The sequence below is a fragment of the Pseudoalteromonas sp. ECSMB14103 genome (genome assembly GCF_000813065.1).
GTDB classification, from domain to species: domain Bacteria; phylum Pseudomonadota; class Gammaproteobacteria; order Enterobacterales; family Alteromonadaceae; genus Pseudoalteromonas; species Pseudoalteromonas marina.
Genome location: NZ_JWGY01000001.1, coordinates 621,893 through 640,363 on the forward strand (window position 1 = coordinate 621,893; position 18,471 = coordinate 640,363).

Annotated in this window: 18 protein-coding genes; all 18 read left to right on the forward strand. The window is 38.7% G+C overall.

Annotated elements, in window-relative coordinates:
• Positions 1-180 precede the first annotated feature (180 nt).
• Entirely contained in the window at positions 181-1,149 is a 969-nt protein-coding gene (locus RF53_RS02820; RefSeq protein ID WP_039036567.1) for a flagellin N-terminal helical domain-containing protein, read from the forward strand.
• Positions 1,150-1,313: 164 nt separating this feature from the next.
• A complete protein-coding gene (locus tag RF53_RS02825; RefSeq protein WP_039036568.1) occupies positions 1,314-2,279 on the forward strand; it encodes a flagellin N-terminal helical domain-containing protein in 966 nt (321 codons plus the stop codon).
• A gap of 86 nt (positions 2,280-2,365) precedes the next feature.
• Positions 2,366-2,800, forward strand: a complete 435-nt coding sequence (locus RF53_RS02830) for a flagellar protein FlaG (RefSeq protein ID WP_039036569.1) — start codon at positions 2,366-2,368, stop codon at positions 2,798-2,800.
• 27 nt (positions 2,801-2,827) lie between these two features.
• The gene (gene fliD, locus RF53_RS02835; RefSeq protein ID WP_039036570.1) at positions 2,828-4,234 is read left to right on the forward strand and encodes a flagellar filament capping protein FliD; all 1,407 of its coding nucleotides are present in this window, start codon (positions 2,828-2,830) and stop codon (positions 4,232-4,234) included.
• A 40-nt stretch (positions 4,235-4,274) separates the two neighbouring features.
• Positions 4,275-4,709, forward strand: coding sequence for a flagellar export chaperone FliS (gene fliS / locus RF53_RS02840; RefSeq protein WP_039036571.1), 435 nt, complete (start codon positions 4,275-4,277; stop codon positions 4,707-4,709).
• Positions 4,699-4,980, forward strand: a complete 282-nt coding sequence (locus RF53_RS02845) for a hypothetical protein (protein ID WP_039036572.1) — start codon at positions 4,699-4,701, stop codon at positions 4,978-4,980. The genes fliS and RF53_RS02845 overlap by 11 nt, the downstream gene beginning before the upstream one ends.
• Before the next feature lie 70 nt (positions 4,981-5,050).
• Complete coding sequence (locus RF53_RS02850) at positions 5,051-7,144, forward strand: motility associated factor glycosyltransferase family protein (RefSeq protein WP_039036573.1); 2,094 nt, start codon at positions 5,051-5,053, stop codon at positions 7,142-7,144.
• A gap of 73 nt (positions 7,145-7,217) precedes the next feature.
• Positions 7,218-8,399 (forward strand): UDP-N-acetylglucosamine 4,6-dehydratase, encoded by a 1,182-nt coding sequence (locus tag RF53_RS02855; RefSeq protein WP_039036574.1) that lies wholly within the window; start codon positions 7,218-7,220, stop codon positions 8,397-8,399.
• Positions 8,400-8,410: 11 nt separating this feature from the next.
• On the forward strand, positions 8,411-9,553 hold the full coding sequence (locus RF53_RS02860; protein ID WP_039036575.1) for a LegC family aminotransferase: 1,143 nt from the start codon (positions 8,411-8,413) through the stop codon (positions 9,551-9,553).
• A 6-nt stretch (positions 9,554-9,559) separates the two neighbouring features.
• The gene (gene neuC / locus RF53_RS02865; protein ID WP_039036576.1) at positions 9,560-10,717 is read left to right on the forward strand and encodes a UDP-N-acetylglucosamine 2-epimerase; all 1,158 of its coding nucleotides are present in this window, start codon (positions 9,560-9,562) and stop codon (positions 10,715-10,717) included.
• On the forward strand, positions 10,714-11,796 hold the full coding sequence (gene neuB / locus RF53_RS02870; RefSeq protein WP_039036577.1) for an N-acetylneuraminate synthase: 1,083 nt from the start codon (positions 10,714-10,716) through the stop codon (positions 11,794-11,796). Before neuC ends, neuB begins: the two co-directional genes overlap by 4 nt.
• A complete protein-coding gene (locus tag RF53_RS02875) occupies positions 11,789-12,421 on the forward strand; it encodes an acetyltransferase (RefSeq protein ID WP_039036578.1) in 633 nt (210 codons plus the stop codon). Before neuB ends, RF53_RS02875 begins: the two co-directional genes overlap by 8 nt.
• A gap of 10 nt (positions 12,422-12,431) precedes the next feature.
• A complete protein-coding gene (locus RF53_RS02880; protein WP_039036579.1) occupies positions 12,432-13,490 on the forward strand; it encodes a nucleotidyltransferase family protein in 1,059 nt (352 codons plus the stop codon).
• Complete coding sequence (locus RF53_RS02885; protein WP_039036580.1) at positions 13,490-14,452, forward strand: Gfo/Idh/MocA family protein; 963 nt, start codon at positions 13,490-13,492, stop codon at positions 14,450-14,452. Before RF53_RS02880 ends, RF53_RS02885 begins: the two co-directional genes overlap by 1 nt.
• Positions 14,452-15,147 carry an acylneuraminate cytidylyltransferase family protein gene (locus RF53_RS02890; protein ID WP_039036581.1) on the forward strand — a complete coding sequence of 232 codons (696 nt, stop codon included), beginning with the start codon at positions 14,452-14,454 and terminating at the stop codon, positions 15,145-15,147. The genes RF53_RS02885 and RF53_RS02890 overlap by 1 nt, the downstream gene beginning before the upstream one ends.
• Entirely contained in the window at positions 15,144-15,953 is an 810-nt protein-coding gene (locus tag RF53_RS02895; protein ID WP_039036582.1) for an SDR family oxidoreductase, read from the forward strand. Before RF53_RS02890 ends, RF53_RS02895 begins: the two co-directional genes overlap by 4 nt.
• A 40-nt stretch (positions 15,954-15,993) precedes the next feature.
• Positions 15,994-16,776: a flagellin N-terminal helical domain-containing protein gene (locus tag RF53_RS02900; protein WP_039036583.1), complete on the forward strand. Its 783-nt coding sequence runs from the start codon at positions 15,994-15,996 to the stop codon at positions 16,774-16,776.
• 161 nt (positions 16,777-16,937) lie between these two features.
• A complete protein-coding gene (locus RF53_RS02905) occupies positions 16,938-18,374 on the forward strand; it encodes a sigma-54 dependent transcriptional regulator (RefSeq protein WP_039036584.1) in 1,437 nt (478 codons plus the stop codon).
• Positions 18,375-18,471 lie beyond the last annotated feature (97 nt).

Consider the following 18,471-nt stretch of genomic DNA (forward strand, 5'->3'; position numbering starts at 1 on the left):
TAAAATAAAGTTGGCCTAATGCTTGCTTTTATCTTTGTAAGTTTATTATTAACTTACAAAGTGGCAGATAGTTGCCCCTAGGCAGAATATACCGCCTACATATCTAGTCACTTTGTCAAATACCCACTTTCTTTGAATGAGATAGTGACCTAACTTTGACAGATAAGAAGAGAGTTTATTATGGCTTTATATGTAAATACCAATGTAAGTGCGCTTAATGCACAAAGACAGCTTGATAGAAGCGGCGGTGACTTAGACACGTCATTTAAGCGCTTATCGTCAGGTCTTCGTATAAACAGCGCAGCAGATGATGCCGCAGGTTTGCAGATTTCAGACCGCTTACAATCGCAAATACTGGGCCTCAATCAAGGTAACCGAAATGCGAACGATGGTATTTCTTTAGCGCAAACTGCTGAAGGTGCAATGGATGAAATTACCTCTACTTTCCAACGTATTCGAACGCTTGCACAACAATCGGCAAATGGCTCTAATACTGATGAAGATCGCTTAGCAATCCAAGAAGAAATTCGTCAATTATCGGCAGAAGTAAATCGTATTGCTACGGATACTACTTTTGGTGGTCAAAACTTACTTGATGGAACCTATTCTGCAAACTTTCAAATTGGCGCTGATGCTGTACAGGCTATAGGTTTTAGTATGCAAAATGTTGGCGGAACAGCAAATTCATTATCAGCTAATGGCGGTTTTACTCTATCAGGTGTTGCAGGTGTTGCATCTGCGGTATCAGGCAGGGCATTATCAGCTAACCTTGCAGGGGTTAGTGAAGCTGGTGGAACAGCAGCAGCAACTACATACAATTTTGCAGCTCAATTTACTGAAACTGGGATTAGCGTTTCTTCTCAAGGAAATGCGCAAGCGGTTTTAGCCGGTATGGATGCTATGATTGCTGTAGTTGATAAAAAGCGTGCTGAATTAGGTGCGGTACAGAATCGTTTTCAATCAACAATTCGTAATCAAGCTAATATTTCTGAAAATTTATCTGCTGCTAAATCGCGCATTAAAGATGCTGATTTTGCCATGGAAACGGCTAACTTGACTAAAAATCAGATTTTACAACAAGCAAGTCAAACTATTTTAGGGCAGGCTAACCAGCGCCCACAAGCAGCACTTAGTTTACTTCAGGGTTAATAAGATCACAGCTAGTAGAAATTAAATACAAATAAAGCTAAAGCTTTCGCTTCAATGGACGATATATGATTTAGAGGACTAAAAATCCAGGACTCTAAATCACGGATAATAACAGGGTAGGGGTATCCCGTTATTGTCTATCGAACTTTGAAGCGGAGGCTATCATGGCTTTATACGTAAATAGTAATGTGAGTTCTTTGAACGCACAAAGACAATTAAGCAAATCAAGTAACGCATTAGATACATCATTTCAACGTTTATCGTCAGGTATGCGTATCAACAGTGCAAAAGACGATGCTGCAGGTATGCAGATTTCAAACCGTTTATCATCACAAGTTAACGGTTTAAACCAAGGTAACCGAAATGCAAACGATGGTATTTCACTTGCACAAACAGCGGAAGGGGCACTTGATGAAGTAACGTCAATGTTCCAGCGTGTTCGTACTCTTGCACAGCAAGCTACTAACGGTTCAAACACAGATGAAGACCGCTTAGCACTTCAAGAAGAGATCCGTTCTTTGTCAGCTGAAGTTAACCGTGTTGCAGAAGATACGACATTCGGCGGTCAGAATTTACTAGATGGTACGTTTTCAGCTAATTTTCAAGTTGGCGCGGATGCTGTTCAAACTATAGGTTTTAGTATGCAAACTGTAGGTGCGACTACTAATACTATAACTGCGGACGGAGGTTTTACTTTGTCGGGTATTGCAAGTGTTGCATCTGCTGTGTCAGGTAAAGCATTGTCTGCGAACTTAGCGGGTGTAAGTGAGGCTGGTGGTACCGCTGCAGCTACTTCATATAATTTTGCAGCTCAATTTACCGAAACAGGTATTAGTGTTTCTTCTCAAGGTAATGCGCAAGCGGTTTTAGCAGGTATGGATGCAATGATTGCAGTAGTTGATAAAAAACGTGCGGAGTTAGGTGCTGTTCAAAACCGTTTCCAATCAACTATCCGAAATCAGTCAAATATCTCAGAAAACTTATCGGCTGCAAAATCACGTATCCAAGATACGGATTTCGCACAAGAAACAGCTAACTTAACTAAGATGCAGATCTTACAACAGGCTAGCCAAACAATCTTAAGCCAAGCAAATCAGCGTCCACAAGCAGCGTTATCGCTTTTAGGCTAATTGATTTGAACTATGAGCCACTTTAGACTAAGCAAATAGTCCAAATGTGGCTTATAGTCTTAATATATGTTTCGAGGGTAGCCGAGATGATTGATTTAAATTCTTCACAAAAAACGATAGATGGGCTCAGTGTTGTAAATACATCTATTGCTAAAGATGCGGTAAAAGAAGAAAAGCTTGAAAAGGGTACAGCTTTAACAGCAAGAGAAGCTGTTGATTTGAAGAATGCTCAAAACCTTAAAGAGCAAGAAGGTAAAGAAGATAAAGAAGATAAAGAATTGTTTGTCGAAGTTAAAGACAATCTAGAGAAGCTAAATGAGTACATCCCAGTAACATCAACTAACTTAAAATTTGAGTTTGATGATGGTGGAGATCTACCTATCATTAAAGTGCTTGATAAAAGCAACGATGAAGTAATTAGAGAAATTCCTACCGAAGAGTTTAGGGAAATAGCTAAAGCTTTAGATGAATTTGCCGATAAACTAACTAATAAAGGTTTACTGTTTAATAAAACAGTTTAAGCCGTTTCAGCTATTTAGGATTATATTATGCCTCTTATTACATCTGCGGGTATTGGTTCAGGTCTTGATTTGGAAAGTATTATTTCGGCGTCAGTTGATGCTGAAAATGTACCTAAAATGAATGCCTTTGCAGCGAAGGATGAGGCGCTTCAGGTTGAATTATCAGCAATAGGTGAAGTCAAATCGGCAATGTCTAAACTTCAAGATACAATTGAAAAATTAGCAGACCCAGATAACTTCAACAAAAGAATTGCCAATATAACTCAACCAGCAAGCGATGATGGAGATCTGATTTCTGTAACTCCAACGTCAGATATTTCTCCAGGTGACTTCAAGATAGAAGTGGTTGCAATTGCCCAAGGGAGTAGAGCTTTATCTGAAGATGGTTTATTTGCTACTAATGAAGATGTTGTGAGTGCTTCAGGCGGTACATTATCCTTTTCAGCAGGCCCTGATAAATCTTTTGATTTGACTTTGGATACCGGTGCTACTCTTTCAGATTTACGCGATGCAATAAATAGTTCTGATAGTAATTTTGGTGTCACAGCGAATATTATTAATACGGGTTCGGAAGCTAAACTAGTTTTGACTTCAACTGTCACTGGTACCGGGAACGATCTTGTCATAACAAACGATAATGCTGAACTCGATAACGTATCTACTGTAGCAAATGCAGGTGGTGCAGGCGGCATTGGAATAGCAGCAGAAAACACTGCAAAAGATGCAATTATTAAAGTTGATGGCATTACCATAACGAACGACACAAACACCTTTAAAGACGCTGTTCAGGATATGACTATCACTGCTAAGCGTCAAAGTATTGACGGGGAAACAGCCAAACTCTCAGTTAATGTTGATAGAGAAAGTGTAACAGAGCTAGTTGATGAGTTTATCGCCAATTATAACAACCTAATTGGACAGATAGGGTTGCAAACACGGATCGGCAAGCCCTTAAATAGTGATTCTACGATAAGATCATTCGATTCTCAGCTAGTTAATGGTTTATCAACACCATTATCAGGCGCAGGACCATTTACTAGTATTTTTGATATTGGTTTAGGGATTGATAAAGACGGTTACCTAGAGAAGTCATCATTAGTTCGCAGCCTAAACGACGCAATAGATGAAAATTATGACAATATTGGCAAGGCTTTTGCTGGTGATAACGGTATAGCTAAAAATCTGGAAAGTTTATTAGATAACTATGTTAATTCTGATGGGATAATGAAACAACGCGAGAATAATTTAAATTCCCAGATTGATGATTTAGAAGATGATGTGGCTAATCATGAATATCGTATGGAGGCCTTGGAAGGTAGACTTCGAGAACAGTATGCGGGGTTGGATGTACTGCTTGCGCAAATGCAATCTACGCAAAGTTATTTAAGTGCTCAGTTAGCTAGCCTGCCTGGATTTACACGTTCAGACAGTTAGTATATGAATCAAAGTTGGTAACAATATAATCAGGTGAACTATGTACAATGCTAGAGTAAAAAATTATCAAAAAGAAGCCTTAAAAACGCGTGTTGCAGGGGCTGATCGTTATGAAATAATCCAAATGCTAATGTCTGGTGCAATTGAAAAAATGGTTCTTTCAAAAGTGGCTATCGACAAAAAAAATTTTGAGGCAAAGAGTGAGCATTTATCTAAAGCCTCAGCAATAATTTCAGCATTAAGAGATTGTTTGGATTTTAATGCCGGCGGAGAAGTTACTGAAAATCTTTATGCCCTATATTCATACATGAACGAACGTTTAATTGATGCAAGTGTAAAGAATGACGTCAATATTGTAGATGAAGTTTCAAACTTACTAAAAGAAATAAAATCTGCATGGGATGCAATTCCAGTGGATGTTCGTCACCAAGTTTTAGGTACAAATGGAAGCCAGGCGACTGTTAATGCAGGCTAATACGGATAAATTAGCTGAGTTGCTTGATGCGATGGAGGTTGCGCTTAAAAACTCTAATCAAATTGAAGCTCAAGATTACCTTAATGAAATAGACCAGCTACTAAGAAGTCTAACTAAAGAGGATTTAGCTGCTGAAGAGCAATCATTTACTCTGCTAAATAAGAGACTTATAGAAATTTCTATAGTTTATACATCACATCGTGACGATATGAAAAAGCAGCTTTTTCAGTTTAAAAGCAATTCTAAAAAACTTTCAGCTTACTCTAAATAACCTACAGCATTGGCATTTTAATTGCAGGTGGTTGAATGAATAATACACTCGCAATAGTGGTGGCTAACTTATGACAAACCAGCAAGAACAACTCCAGTCGTTACTCGTAGAAACTGAAAAATCAATTCAAGACCATCAAGAACAAAAGCTGCGTGAGCTTAAGTTTGCGGATGAAGCAAACTATCGTTTTAGTAAAAATATACAAGCTTTCGATAAATACTACCCTGATATTGCTAAATCTATAGCAGAATATCAAATTCGCGATGATTTCTGTATTCATGTTACTAAATCAGGTCACGGAAATTTTATCCCTGATGGAGAGCATGTGCCCTTATACAGTGATAACCCGCTATCGCAGACAATTCAACAAGTTAAAAAGTATACGAAAAAAGCAACTTTTGGGCGCACGGATTATACAGGAACACAAGAATGGGAAAGTGATGACTCTCGTTTACACATGCAGTATATGCAGCGTTTAAGTACTGTTTTAAGTAAAGTTGGCGCCAACAAATTTACACCAATTTCTTCATTACCAAAACATTATCCAACAGCTTTAATTTTTGGTGTTGGTTTGGGGTATCATATACAGGCGCTATTAGAAGAGCACTCTTTTGATTATATGTTCATTTGTGAACCTGATTTAGAGCTGTTTTTTGCCAGTTTATATTGTATTGATTGGTTTAAAATAATTGAGGGTTTAGATAAAAAAGGTGCCTGTTTATTCCTAAGTATAGGGGTTGACTATGATGAATTTTTCGATGAGATATACAGAATAGCTAATGAGTTAGGCTCTTTTAGCGCAATAAATAGCTTTTGTTATCAGCATTATCCTTCGCAAAAAGTAAACGAACTAATTAAATCTTTTTTTGATAACTATTATCAATTACAACAAGGTTATGGCTTTTATAATGATGCAATAACAGGGTTGGCTCATGTTATTAAAAATATAGAAAAGAAGGCTGATTTTTTATTTTCTTCACCTGAAGAAATGAAAATGCTAGCAGATATTCCGGTATTTGTTGTTGGTAACGGACCATCGTTAGACAACGCGATTGAATTAATCAAAGCATATAAAAATAAGGCAATTATTTTTGCTGCAGGTACCGCCTTACAAAGTTTACTTAAAGCTGGGATTGTTCCTGATTTTCATGTTTTAGTTGAACGCACAAAGGCAACTTACGATATTTTGAAGCTCGTTGAGCCCGAGCAGGGATATCAGGATTTAAACCTTCTTACCGTCGACGTTATGTATCCAGATGTTTTAGATTTGTATAAATGGTCGGGCGTAGGATTGAAGGGCCCTGAAGCGGCCACTGCCTTCATGTCTCTTTACAGTTATATTATGTGTGGCAAGCAAGTATCCGAGCTACCTGCTAGTGGTCCGTTTGTTTCAAATACCGCTTTTTCTTATGCTTTGACGCTTGGCTTTAAGCAAATATATTTAATAGGTGTAGACAACGGATACACTTTAAATGGTAAAACTCACTCAAATTTATCAATATACAATGATACAGAGCTTAAGGCACTTGAAGGTGCTAGCATTAGGTTCGATGGTAATTTTGATAATGATGTAATGGCCACTCCACTTATGGCAATGTCAAAAAATAGCTTTGATAGATTAATTTCGGCTTTTGCAAAAAACATAAGTGTATTTAATGTTGGTGAAGGTGCTAAATTAAGAGGTGCGGTACCTATTCGTGAAGGGGATTTGTTACTTGGCGAGGTGATCAAAGATAAAGCAGAACTCATTGAGTCTATAAAATCGCATTTTTTCGCTCCAGTTGATGATAGTCAAATAAAGGAAGTTCTTAATTTTGATGAGTTTGATGAGCTTTGCGATTATATTTATAATATAGGTATTAGAGAGATAAATTCTCGAGATGCAGCTAACGCAAATTTAATAGCTCAACAACGCGTTATTTTTGCTTACAAAAAATCAAAAACACCTCATTTATTCCAGCTTCTCAAAGGGACAATGCATTATTTCCATTGTGTTATTGTTTCTCTTTTATATCAGTTTGAAGAAGAGCAAGAAATGCTAGTATATTTTAATGAAGCACATAAACTTTGGCTTGAGTTTGTGTTAGCAGCTAAAGCTGATTTCAGAAAAAATTGGAAGTCAAAATGTGATTGGACAAAACCTGAATATCAAAAGAAGGCTTAAGCTTTTAAGGTATTGATTTATCATGGGTACTTATCTTTATTGCGTTTTTTAAATTTAGAAGGAATGGACTGTGATGCTAAACTTGTTAAAGCGCTCATTATCTTTATTTAACAGTGATTTAATACAATTTGAGCATGAGCTGGTCTCTAAAATTTCAACCTCTCGTTTCCTGATTTTAGGTGGGGCAGGGACGATAGGGCAAGCTGTTACTAAAGAGATTTTTAAAAGGTCTCCCTTAAAACTTCATATTGTTGATATAAGTGAGAATAACCTTGTTGAACTCGTACGTGATTTACGTTCTTCGATAGGATATATAGAGGGAGATTTTCAAACATTCACACTTGATATTGGCAGTGAAGAATATGATGCATTTTTCAACGCTGATGGTGGTTATGATTATGTTCTTAATTTGTCCGCTCTCAAACATGTCAGAAATGAAAAGGATCCTTTCACGCTGATGCGCATGGTGCGCACAAACATACTCAATACTGAAAAAACCTTACAACAATGTATCGGAAAAGAAATAAAAAAGTATTTTTGTGTTTCTACCGATAAGGCTGCTAACCCTGTAAATATGATGGGGGCATCAAAGAAAATAATGGAAATGTTCGCTGCAAGAGCCAGCTCAAAAATTGATGTATCCATGGCCCGATTTGCTAATGTTGCTTTTAGTGATGGTTCTCTGCTTCATTCATTCAAACAGCGTATCGAGAAAAAACAACCTATAGTGGCCCCTAATGATATTAAACGTTACTTCGTCACACCGGAAGAGTCAGGTTTAATATGCTTGTTTTCATGTTTGTTAGGGGAAAATGGAGATATTTTTTTCCCCAAGCTGGATGATGATGTACACCTTTTGAAATTTTCAACAATTGCAGAACGTTATTTGAACTCTCGTGGCTTTAAGGCTCACGCTTGCTCAGATGAAGATGAAGCGAGAGCATTAATCTTAACACTACCTGAGACAGGAAGTTGGCCGTGTTTATTTACACAAAGTGATACCACTGGTGAAAAAGATGTTGAAGAGTTTTATACCGCTCAAGAAGTACTTGAGATGATGCGGTTTGATGGGCTAGGTGTTATTAAAAGTTCTTTGGGATTTGATGAAATGAAATTGGTTGAATTTTCTAAACTAATAGATAATCTTATAGGAAAGCAGCATTGGACAAAAGAGCAAATCGTTGGCCTCTTCTATACGCTGCTACCTGACTTTGCTCACCAAGAAAAAGGCAAGTACCTTGAAAGTAAAATGTAGTCGAGGTTCATGTGAATACTAGTCAACTCATTAACTTTATCCGCGATTACTATAAAACGAATGATTTTATTCCCCTGCATGCACCTGTTTTTGAAGGGAAGGAACGTCAATATGTTTTAGATACTTTAGATTCAACCTTTGTATCAAGCATTGGTCAGTATGTTGATAAATTAGAGCAAAAAATTGTAGGCTATACCAACTCTAAGCATGCCATAGCTACAGTAAATGGTACGGCTGCATTGCATACTGCGCTTTATGTGAGTGGCGTAAAAGCCGGGGATTTAGTAATCACTCAACCACTTACGTTTGTAGCTACTTGTAATGCGATTAATTATTTAGGAGCTGAGCCTGTCTTTGTTGATGTTAACCGTGAAACGCTCGGGCTATGCCCTGATGCACTCTTAAGTTATTTAGAAGAAAACTGTAAAGTCCGTGATCAAGAGTGCTATCACAACAAAGGTGCTCGTGTTAGCGCTGCTGTGGTAATGCATACATTTGGTCATCCTGCTAGAGTCGATGAATTAAGGGAGGTTTGTGATCGCTTCTGTATTGAGTTAATCGAAGATGCCGCAGAAAGTCTGGGCTCTTTATATAAAGGCTCACATACAGGAACTTTTGCAAACATGTCAGCACTGAGTTTTAATGGTAATAAAATAATTACTACAGGAGGTGGTGGAATGGTTTTATGTAATCAAGATGCTTTAGCTCACCGCGTAAAGCATGTTACCACCACTGCAAAACAGCCTCACCCTTACGAGTTTTACCACGACGAAGTAGCATTTAACTATCGTATGCCTAATATCAATGCTGCTATAGGCTGTGCTCAGCTCGAAAGGTTATCAGAGTATATAGACAATAAAAGAGAACTGGCGTTACTTTATCATACGGAGTTTGAAAGATCTGATGTGGAGTTTATCGTTGAGCCGAAAGGTGCTCGTTCAAATTATTGGCTCAATGCCGTATTATGCCCCTCGAAAAAATACCGAGATGAGTTGCTCTCAAACACTAATAAAGCTGGAGTAATGACAAGGCCTGTATGGCAGTTAATGCATACATTACCGATGTTTAAAGAGTCAATGTGTGGGCCTCTCAACAACTCGCTTTTTCTAGCTGAACGTTTAGTTAACATCCCAAGTTCTGTATCAATAAAGTGAGCAAGTATGAGAAAAATAGGTGTAGTAACAGGAACAAGGGCTGATTTTGGGTTATTAAGTAGAACGATTTGTTTACTGCAAAATGCACAAAATATAGCTTCAGTCGTTTTTGCTTGCGGTACGCACTTGTCGCCTGAATATGGTTACACTATAAGTGAGCTTGAAGAATCAGGTGTAGAAAACATTATACCAGTCGAGATGTTACTTTCATCAAAAACTAGAGTTGGTATTGCCAAATCAACAGGTTTAGCGACGATAAGCTTTACAGATGGATTCGCGTACCAAAACTTAGACTGTATTTTGATTTTAGGTGATCGCTTTGAAATATTTGCAGCTGCTCAAGCTGCATTATTTTTAAATATACCCATCGCTCACATCCACGGTGGCGAAGTAACTGAAGGAGCGTTTGATGAAGCTCTCAGGCACAGTATTAGCAAGATGGCCAGTATCCACTTCCCTGCTACGGAGTCTTTTGCAAAAAGACTAATGCAATTAGGTGAGCAACCTAGTCAAATTTTTGTCACTGGCGCACCCGGTATCGACAACATCATTCATGCTTCAAATGCAAGCGATATAAATTTAAACGATATAGTCTCGTTTAAAAATATTGATCTCCCTATATTTCTTGTTACTTATCATCCTGTTACTAGAGGTTGTGCAGAAGAAAATGACATTAATCCTTTATTAAATGTTATTAAAGAACGAGACGATATCAACTTTCTTGTCACTTATCCAAATGCAGATGGTGAAGGCGCACTGATGATAAAACAGTGGCTTGCGTTGGCGAACTTAAACAACGTGATCCTTTATCCTTCGCTCGGTTTTAAGCGCTACTTAGCTGTAATGAAACAAGCAGCTTGTGTGCTAGGAAACTCATCAAGTGGTTTAATTGAAGCTCCTAGTTTTAAGATCCCCACGATAAATATTGGCACCCGTCAAAAAGGTCGGCCTAAAAGTTGCAGTGTCATTGATACTAGTATGAACAATATTGCATTAATGAATGCGATTGATAAAGCCCTAGATACTGACTTTATTTTCCAATGCACACAGGCTATTAATCCCTATGGGGAAGGCAATGCATCTGAAAAAATAGTTAAAATATTGAGTGAGGTTGATTTGAGCAACTGCCAAAGTAAACCTTTTTATGACAGAGATAATGCATGAGCCAAAAAACATTAATTATTGCTGAAGCTGGCGTTAATCATAATGGCAATGAGCAGCTGGCTCTTGAGTTGGTAAGGGAAGCTCATCGTGCAGGAGCAGACGTAGTTAAGTTTCAGACCTTTAAAGCAAAGAACATTGTAACTAGTGACGCAGCTCAAGCAAGTTATCAAAGCACCAATATTGGCATGGTTGAATCACAATTAACAATGTTAGAACGTTTGGAATTGAGTTATGAAAGCCATCATACATTAGTAGCTGAATGTAAAAAATTAGGAATCGAATTTTTATCAACAGCATTTGATATACAAAGCTTGCGTTTTTTAATCGACGACTTAAAACTAACTAGGTTAAAAATTCCTTCAGGAGAGATCACGAACCTCCCGCTGGTGTTAAAGCACGCTCAATCTGGTTGTGATTTAATTGTATCTACAGGCATGGCGACATTAGGCGAAATCGAAACGGCTCTTGCTGTGATTGCTTATGGCTACATTTTTCCTAAGAAGCAGGTCCCTAGTGAAGGGGATTTTGAATTAGCTTACAGTAGCATTCAAGGGCAAGCTTTATTGCAAAGTAAAGTGACATTATTACACTGTACAACCGAATACCCAGCCCCACTTGATGAAATAAATTTGTCAGCTATGGCAAGTATGGAAAACGCGTTTAATTTACCAACGGGTTACTCCGATCATAGCGAAGGGTGGCTAGTACCTTTAGCTGCCGTTGCTTGTGGCGCCAAGATTATCGAAAAACACTTTACCTTGGATCAAAACATGGCTGGACCAGATCATAAGGCATCCCTTAACCCTGCACAGTTAAATGAGATGATCAACTTGGTCAGGCAGACAGAGCAAGCTATGGGCAGTAAAATTAAAGCTCCTACTAAAAGCGAAGTCGCAAATAAAATCGCAGCAAGAAAAAGCTTAGTCGCTGCTGTCGATATCTCACCTGGTACGGTCTTCTCAGAGCACAACATTGATATTAAAAGACCAGGTAACGGTATGTCACCAAGTCTTTTTTGGAAAATTATGGGGTGTAATGCTTCTCGCCACTATAAAGCAGGTCAATTAATTAATGAATAGCAAACCCACAGTAATTTTGGGGGCCGGTGGGCATGCGAGTGTGCTGACTGATATTCTTAGAGAAAATAAGCAAACGGTAGCTGGAATAATCAGTCCTGTAAGCCCCTCAAATGAAATTTTTTCAGGTATAAAACTGTATAAACGTGATGATGATTTAGCGGTTTTTTCTACGAAGCAATATGGTGTTGTGGTTGCTATAGGACCACAGCTTGATGATAGAAAACGTCTTAATATAATTGATATGGTTGTCGCGAAAGGCTATACATTTACTAATGTATTATCCCAGCGCGCTATTATTTCACACTATGCTATGTTGGGTTTAGGCGTGCAAGTTTTGCCTGGCGCTATTATAAATGCAGGAGCAAAAATAGGCGAACATGTTGTGATTAACTCTAGAGTAGTTATAGAACATGATTGCATTGTAGGTAGCTTTTCTCATATAGCCCCTGGTGCTGTAATTTGTGGTGGCGCCAATGTGGCCAAGCATGTCTTTATAGGCGCTGGTGCAGTTGTACTACCAGGCATAAATATTGGAAGTAACTCAATTATTGGTGCAAATGCATTAGTTGATAAGGATATTCCTGAAAACACGACTATTTATGGCTGTCGTGGCAATATTAAATAGGGGATTACAGATGAAGTTTGTATGGCAAAATATCTTAATTTCACCAACGCGAACCTTACGAGACGCACTGGAAGTTATTAACGAACAAGCATCACAAGTTGTGCTTGTAGTTGATGATGAAAACCATTTATTAGGTGTTGTTACTGATGGTGACATCCGGCGGGCACTGTTGAAAAATCTCGGCCTTGAGGTTGCATTATCAGAAATAATGAATTTATCCCCAATTACAGCACAAAGAGGCACCGCTAAAGAGCAATTAATTGAGCTGATGGAACGCAAGAGTATTTTATCTGTCCCTTTGGTCGATAAAGGCAAAGTAGTTGGCTTGGAAATGCTCAAGCACTTTCTTAGCAAGCCAAAATATGACAATCCAGTATTTCTAATGGCGGGTGGCTTTGGTACTCGCTTACGGCCATTGACCGATAATTGCCCAAAACCCATGCTACAAATTGGCAATAAACCAATACTTGAAACAGTATTGAAAAGCTTTGTTAAAGCTGGTTTTAGAAACTTTTATATATCGACTCATTATATGCCAGAGTTAATTTTGAGTCACTTTGGTGATGGCAGTAAGTGGGGAGTCAATATTGAATATATTCATGAGGATAAGCCTCTTGGTACCGGTGGTGCACTGGGTTTATTACCTGATGATGTTTCTCAAGAACTTCCGTTAATTTTGATGAATGGGGATGTACTGACTAAGGTAGATTTTACACGTTTGTTAGAGTTTCATTGTGATAACGGTGCCGATGCAACGATGTGTGTCCGAGAATACGAATATCAAATACCGTATGGTGTGATTAGCGGAGAAGGAAATCGTATAACTGAAATGGTAGAAAAACCGATTCAACGATTTTTTGTAAATGCGGGAATTTATGTACTATCGCCAAGTGTTGTTAACGCGGTGCCCCGAGAATTAAATATTGATATGCCAACAATTTTAGAACAGCAAATCGCACAGGAAAAAGATGTTTTAATGTTTCCTATTCATGAATATTGGCTTGATATTGGTCGCATGGATGATTTCAACCGTGCGCAAGTTGATATTCGCAGTTTGGGCATGAGTTAATGCTATGCTTAGCTGTAATTGGGCTTGGTAATATCTCTCTTCGCCATCGAAAGAATCTTAAGATCCTATACCCAGAATCAAAAGTGATCACTCTTTCTGCAAGAGGTAAGGTATTGACTGAGTTACCTGATAGTGCCGATTTGATTGTTACAGAGGTTGCTGAACTAATTAGATTGAAGCCTTACTTTGTCATCGTTGCTTCACCAGCGAGTATGCACCTTCAGCATGCGAAGGAATTAATACAAGCGGGAATTCCGTGTCTGATTGAAAAGCCTTTATGTATTAATTTTCGCGAAGCTGAATCTTTACTTAAATTGAGTCAGAAAGAGTTAACTCCCACCGCTGTTGGCTACTGCTTAAGGTACATGCCGGCTGCAAAAAAAATGCATGAGCTGATTAAGAGTAAAATACTTGGGGAAATTTATAATATTACTATAGAGGTTGGTCAATACTTACCAGATTGGCGTCGAACGATAGATTACCGATACTCTGTTTCGGCACAACGGGAGCTTGGCGGCGGTGCCTTATTAGAGCTCAGCCATGAGTTTGACTACGCTCAATGGTTATTTGGCCCGCTCAATGTTGAACACGCGGTTTTACGAAGCTCAAAAGAGTTGGGCTTAGACGTTGAAGATTTAGTTGATGTTGTATTTAGCACGCAAAGTGGTGCTCAGGGCCATGTGCATCTTGATTTTTTACAACAGCAACCACAGCGTTTTTGCACAGTTAAAGGAGAAAATGGACGTATTCATTGGGATTTATTGAAAAGTACAGTAGACATTTTTTTAAATCATCAAGAACACCAACACTTTGCATTCAATGATTGGCAAGTTAATGATATGTACTTAGATTTAATAAAAGATTTTGAAAACCTGTGTTTAGGCAAAAAGCATTTAACAGTAGATTTAGCGCAAGCTGCTGAGACATTAAAATTAATAGATATGATTAAAAAGAGTACATGATGAGTCATTATGCATTTATTTTTGCTAGAGGTGGCTCAAAAGGGCTACCAAGGAAAAATATTTTACCTCTTGCAGGGAAACCACTATTAAACTGGTCGATCGATACCGCGAAAGCTATTCCGATTATTGACCGTATTTTTGTTTCAACCGATGATATTGAAATAGCTAATGTAGCAAAAGCTGTGGGGGCGGAAATTATTGATAGGCCCAAAGAGCTGGCTTCAGACACTTCTGCTGAGTGGCTATCTTGGCAACATGCCGTTGAGTGGGTAGAAAAAAAATATGGTAAGTTTGATTTTTTTATAAGTTTACCAGCAACGAGCCCTTTGAGAAATGAGGCTGATGTTGAGGCTGCAATTGATAAATTAAAGTCAACATCTGCAGATGTTTGTATCACTGTGACCCCATCAGATCGTAGCCCGTTTTTTAATATGGTCAAATACACAGAAGATGATCTTGTTGAGTTGGTGATCAAAAGTGATGAACAAGTATCAAGGCGACAAGACTCCCCTGAAATTTTTGATATTACTACTGTTACCTATGTTACAACGCCGGCATATATACGTGAAAGTAATAGTGTAATGGCTGGTAAAGTCACTAGTGTCTGTGTGCCTAGAGAAAGAGCGGTAGATATTGATAATCAAATAGATTTTGACTTTGCACAATTACTAGCTAATAAGTTGGAGCAAAAATGAGAACATTAGCACAGTTACAAGATCTTCAAGAATGTTGGGCTTTGATCACTGGTGGCAGTGGGCATGTAGGTAAGGCCGCTGCAGATACTTTGCTAGAGCTCGGTGCGAATGTCATTTTATTAGATCGTAGTAAAAAAAGTTTGCACGAGCTTCACCAAAAGGCTTATAGCAATAGTACAAAAGTTCACACTTTGGCTTGTGATCTAGCTGATAAACAAGCCATTATTGGCGCTATGGAGAGCGTAGCAACAATCTCGGGTGGGAAGCTCAATGTATTAATAAATAATGCGGCATTTGTCGGCACAGATAAACTTACTGGGTGGTGCGTTCCTTTTGAAAAGCAATCAATTGACACATTCAATGATTGTTTAAATGTGAATCTTTCTGCGCCGTTTTTATTAAGCCAATTGGCGTATGAATTAATGAAAAAACAACACTATGGTAGTCGCAGTATCATAAATATTTCGTCTATATATGGTGTTGTTGGGCCACAAATGGATTTATATGAAGGCACAGATATGGGTAACCCTGCAGCGTACGCTGCAAGTAAAGCAGGTTTAATGCAATTAACGCGTTGGATGGCGCCCTCAGTTGCACCTCATGTAAGGGTGAATAATATCGTGTTAGGTGGTATTGAGCGTGGCCAACCGGAGAGTTTTTTAGAAAAGTATAATGCTAAGGTTCCATTAGCAAGAATGGCAACGGAAGAAGATATCAAAGGTGCAATTGCTTACCTTAGTTCAGCACTTTCAAGTTATATGACTGGACAGTGCTTATTTTTAGATGGAGGTTGGACTGCTGTCTAAATAGTCTATACTAAGCTAATTACTATTCTAGGAGTTAGCTATGAAAATTGATAACTCAAGTTCATTTTTAAACCAAACTCAGCAAACGGGTAATAAGCTTTTAGAACAACTTGCTACAGGTAAAAAAGTAAATACCGCAGCAGATGATGCAGCGGCTTTGCAAATTATTGATAGGCTTACTTCACAGCAAAATGGTTTTAGCCAAGCTGTAAGTAATGCGTACGACGGGATTTCATATACTCAAGTAAGCGAAGCTAACTTGAGTGGTGTGAATGATGCCGTTTCGCGTATTCAAGAGTTATCAATTCAAGCGGGTAACGGTGCATTGACTGACAGTGATCGTGCTGCGTTGCAAGAAGAAGTCGTGCAATTGCAAAGCCAAATATCTGAAACGTTCGAAAATGCTTCATTCGGTGGTAAGCCTTTATTTGATGGTCAAGCTGTCACGTTTCAAGTTGGTGCTGATGCGAATACAAACCAAACGGTAAACTCTACAGATGGTAGTTTTGCCTCTGCGTTATCAACCATTGATATTTCAACCCAAGCCGGTGCTCAAGCGGCTATTGACATCAGTAAGCAAGCAAATGATGAAATAAATGCACAACGAGCTGAGTTAGGTGCATTTCAAAATACGTTGGCAAGCACAATTAAAGGGTTAGGGACGCAGCAAGAAAATATTGCAGCCAGTCAAAGCCGCATTCAAGATACCGATTACGCCCTAGCAATTTCTCAACAAGTGTCTAATGACATTTTAGCGCAATCATCAGTTGCTCTTCGTGGCCAGGCTAACCAATCTGCAGAGTCTATTTTAGGCTTACTTTAAATATTAATACTTAATAGTTAATTCTTAAGTATGACTGAATTAACGAGTGCGTCTGTTTTTTGGCGTTTATGTCAAAAAACTGCCGCTATCACTTGCATCCGTGCTTAACTGGCTTACAATTTAGTTAATTACATTAAAGAGTGAAGCACGGCTCGCTAACTATGATCCTGATTTTAGATAATAATAACAATCGCTCTATTGGGTTAAACGCATCACTTGGTTTTATCGGTGAGGTTACTCATCGTTTAGATGAAGACAACTTTGAACAAGAGTGTGCAAAATATCAGCAGCATGAGTGCATGGTCATTTTAGGGGCTTTACAGTCTCTCGATCACGAAAACTTAATTAAGCGCTACCCAACACTTCCATTTTTATTAATAGGTGAAACGTTAAGACCATTACTTAGCATTGCTAATGTAGTTGGACTTATTTGTGAGCCATTTAATCACGAAGTGACCACACAGTTGCTTCATGATTGCCAGCAGTATCATCGTATGTTGCCGGGGGAGCACAAAAATACTCAGCCACATAAATCTTTTGATGGCCTTGTAGGTGAAACACAAGCTGTCAAAGAGGTCCGTTTTTTAATTGAACAAGTAGCAAAAACAGATGCAAACGTTTTAATTTTAGGTGAGTCAGGTACTGGTAAAGAAGTGGTTGCACGTAACGTTCACTTACTTTCTAAACGAAGTACAGGACCATTTGTGCCTGTAAACTGTGGAGCCATACCTGCAGAACTATTAGAAAGTGAACTTTTTGGCCACGAAAAAGGGGCGTTTACAGGGGCTATTTCTGCGCGTAAAGGCCGTTTTGAGTTGGCGCAAGGCGGTACGCTGTTTTTAGATGAAATTGGTGATATGCCGCTACAAATGCAGGTTAAACTTTTACGCGTATTACAAGAACGAAGCTATGAGCGTGTAGGTGGAACTAAGGCGATTCAAGCCGATGTACGTGTTATTGCTGCAACACACCGCAACCTCGAAACCATGATTGAAGCAGGCAGCTTTCGTGAAGATTTATATTACCGGTTAAATGTATTCCCTATAGAGAACCCGTCGTTAAGTGAGCGTGCTGATGACATTCCGTTACTACTTAAGGAGTTAATGCGTCGCGTAAACGAGCAAACGGGCACGACAGCTAAATTTACTGAGCGAGCAATCGAAAGTTTAAAAGAGCATGCATGGCCGGGTAATATCCGTGAGCTTGCGAATTTGGTTGAGCGCATGGTTATAATGTTCCCTGAAAAGGTAGTGGACATCCCTGATCTACCCAATAAATATCGTTACATTGAGGTAGATGCTTATGAGCCTGAATACCCTGAAGAACTTATGGAAAAAGATGCTTTTAACGATATATTCAGCACAGGCTTTAGTGATTATGACAATGAGCCGGAGCCTGAATTTAACCAAGCTGGCTCAGGCGCATTACCCGAAGAGGGCATTGAGCTTAAAGAGTATTTAGCAGAGCTTGAAATAAGCTTAATTACCCAAGCTTTAGAGCGTTTTGATTACGTTGTTGCGCGCGCCGCAGAAATATTAGGTGTAAGGCGTACAACATTGGTCGAAAAAATGAAAAAGTATAACCTTTCACGAGATTAGCAGTACGAAAATGGTGAAATACTCTTTGTTATTTTTATTCATTTTTGAGCAATTAATTTACGGGCTTCGCCCGTCACGCAAGCAAGCTTGGCGTCTA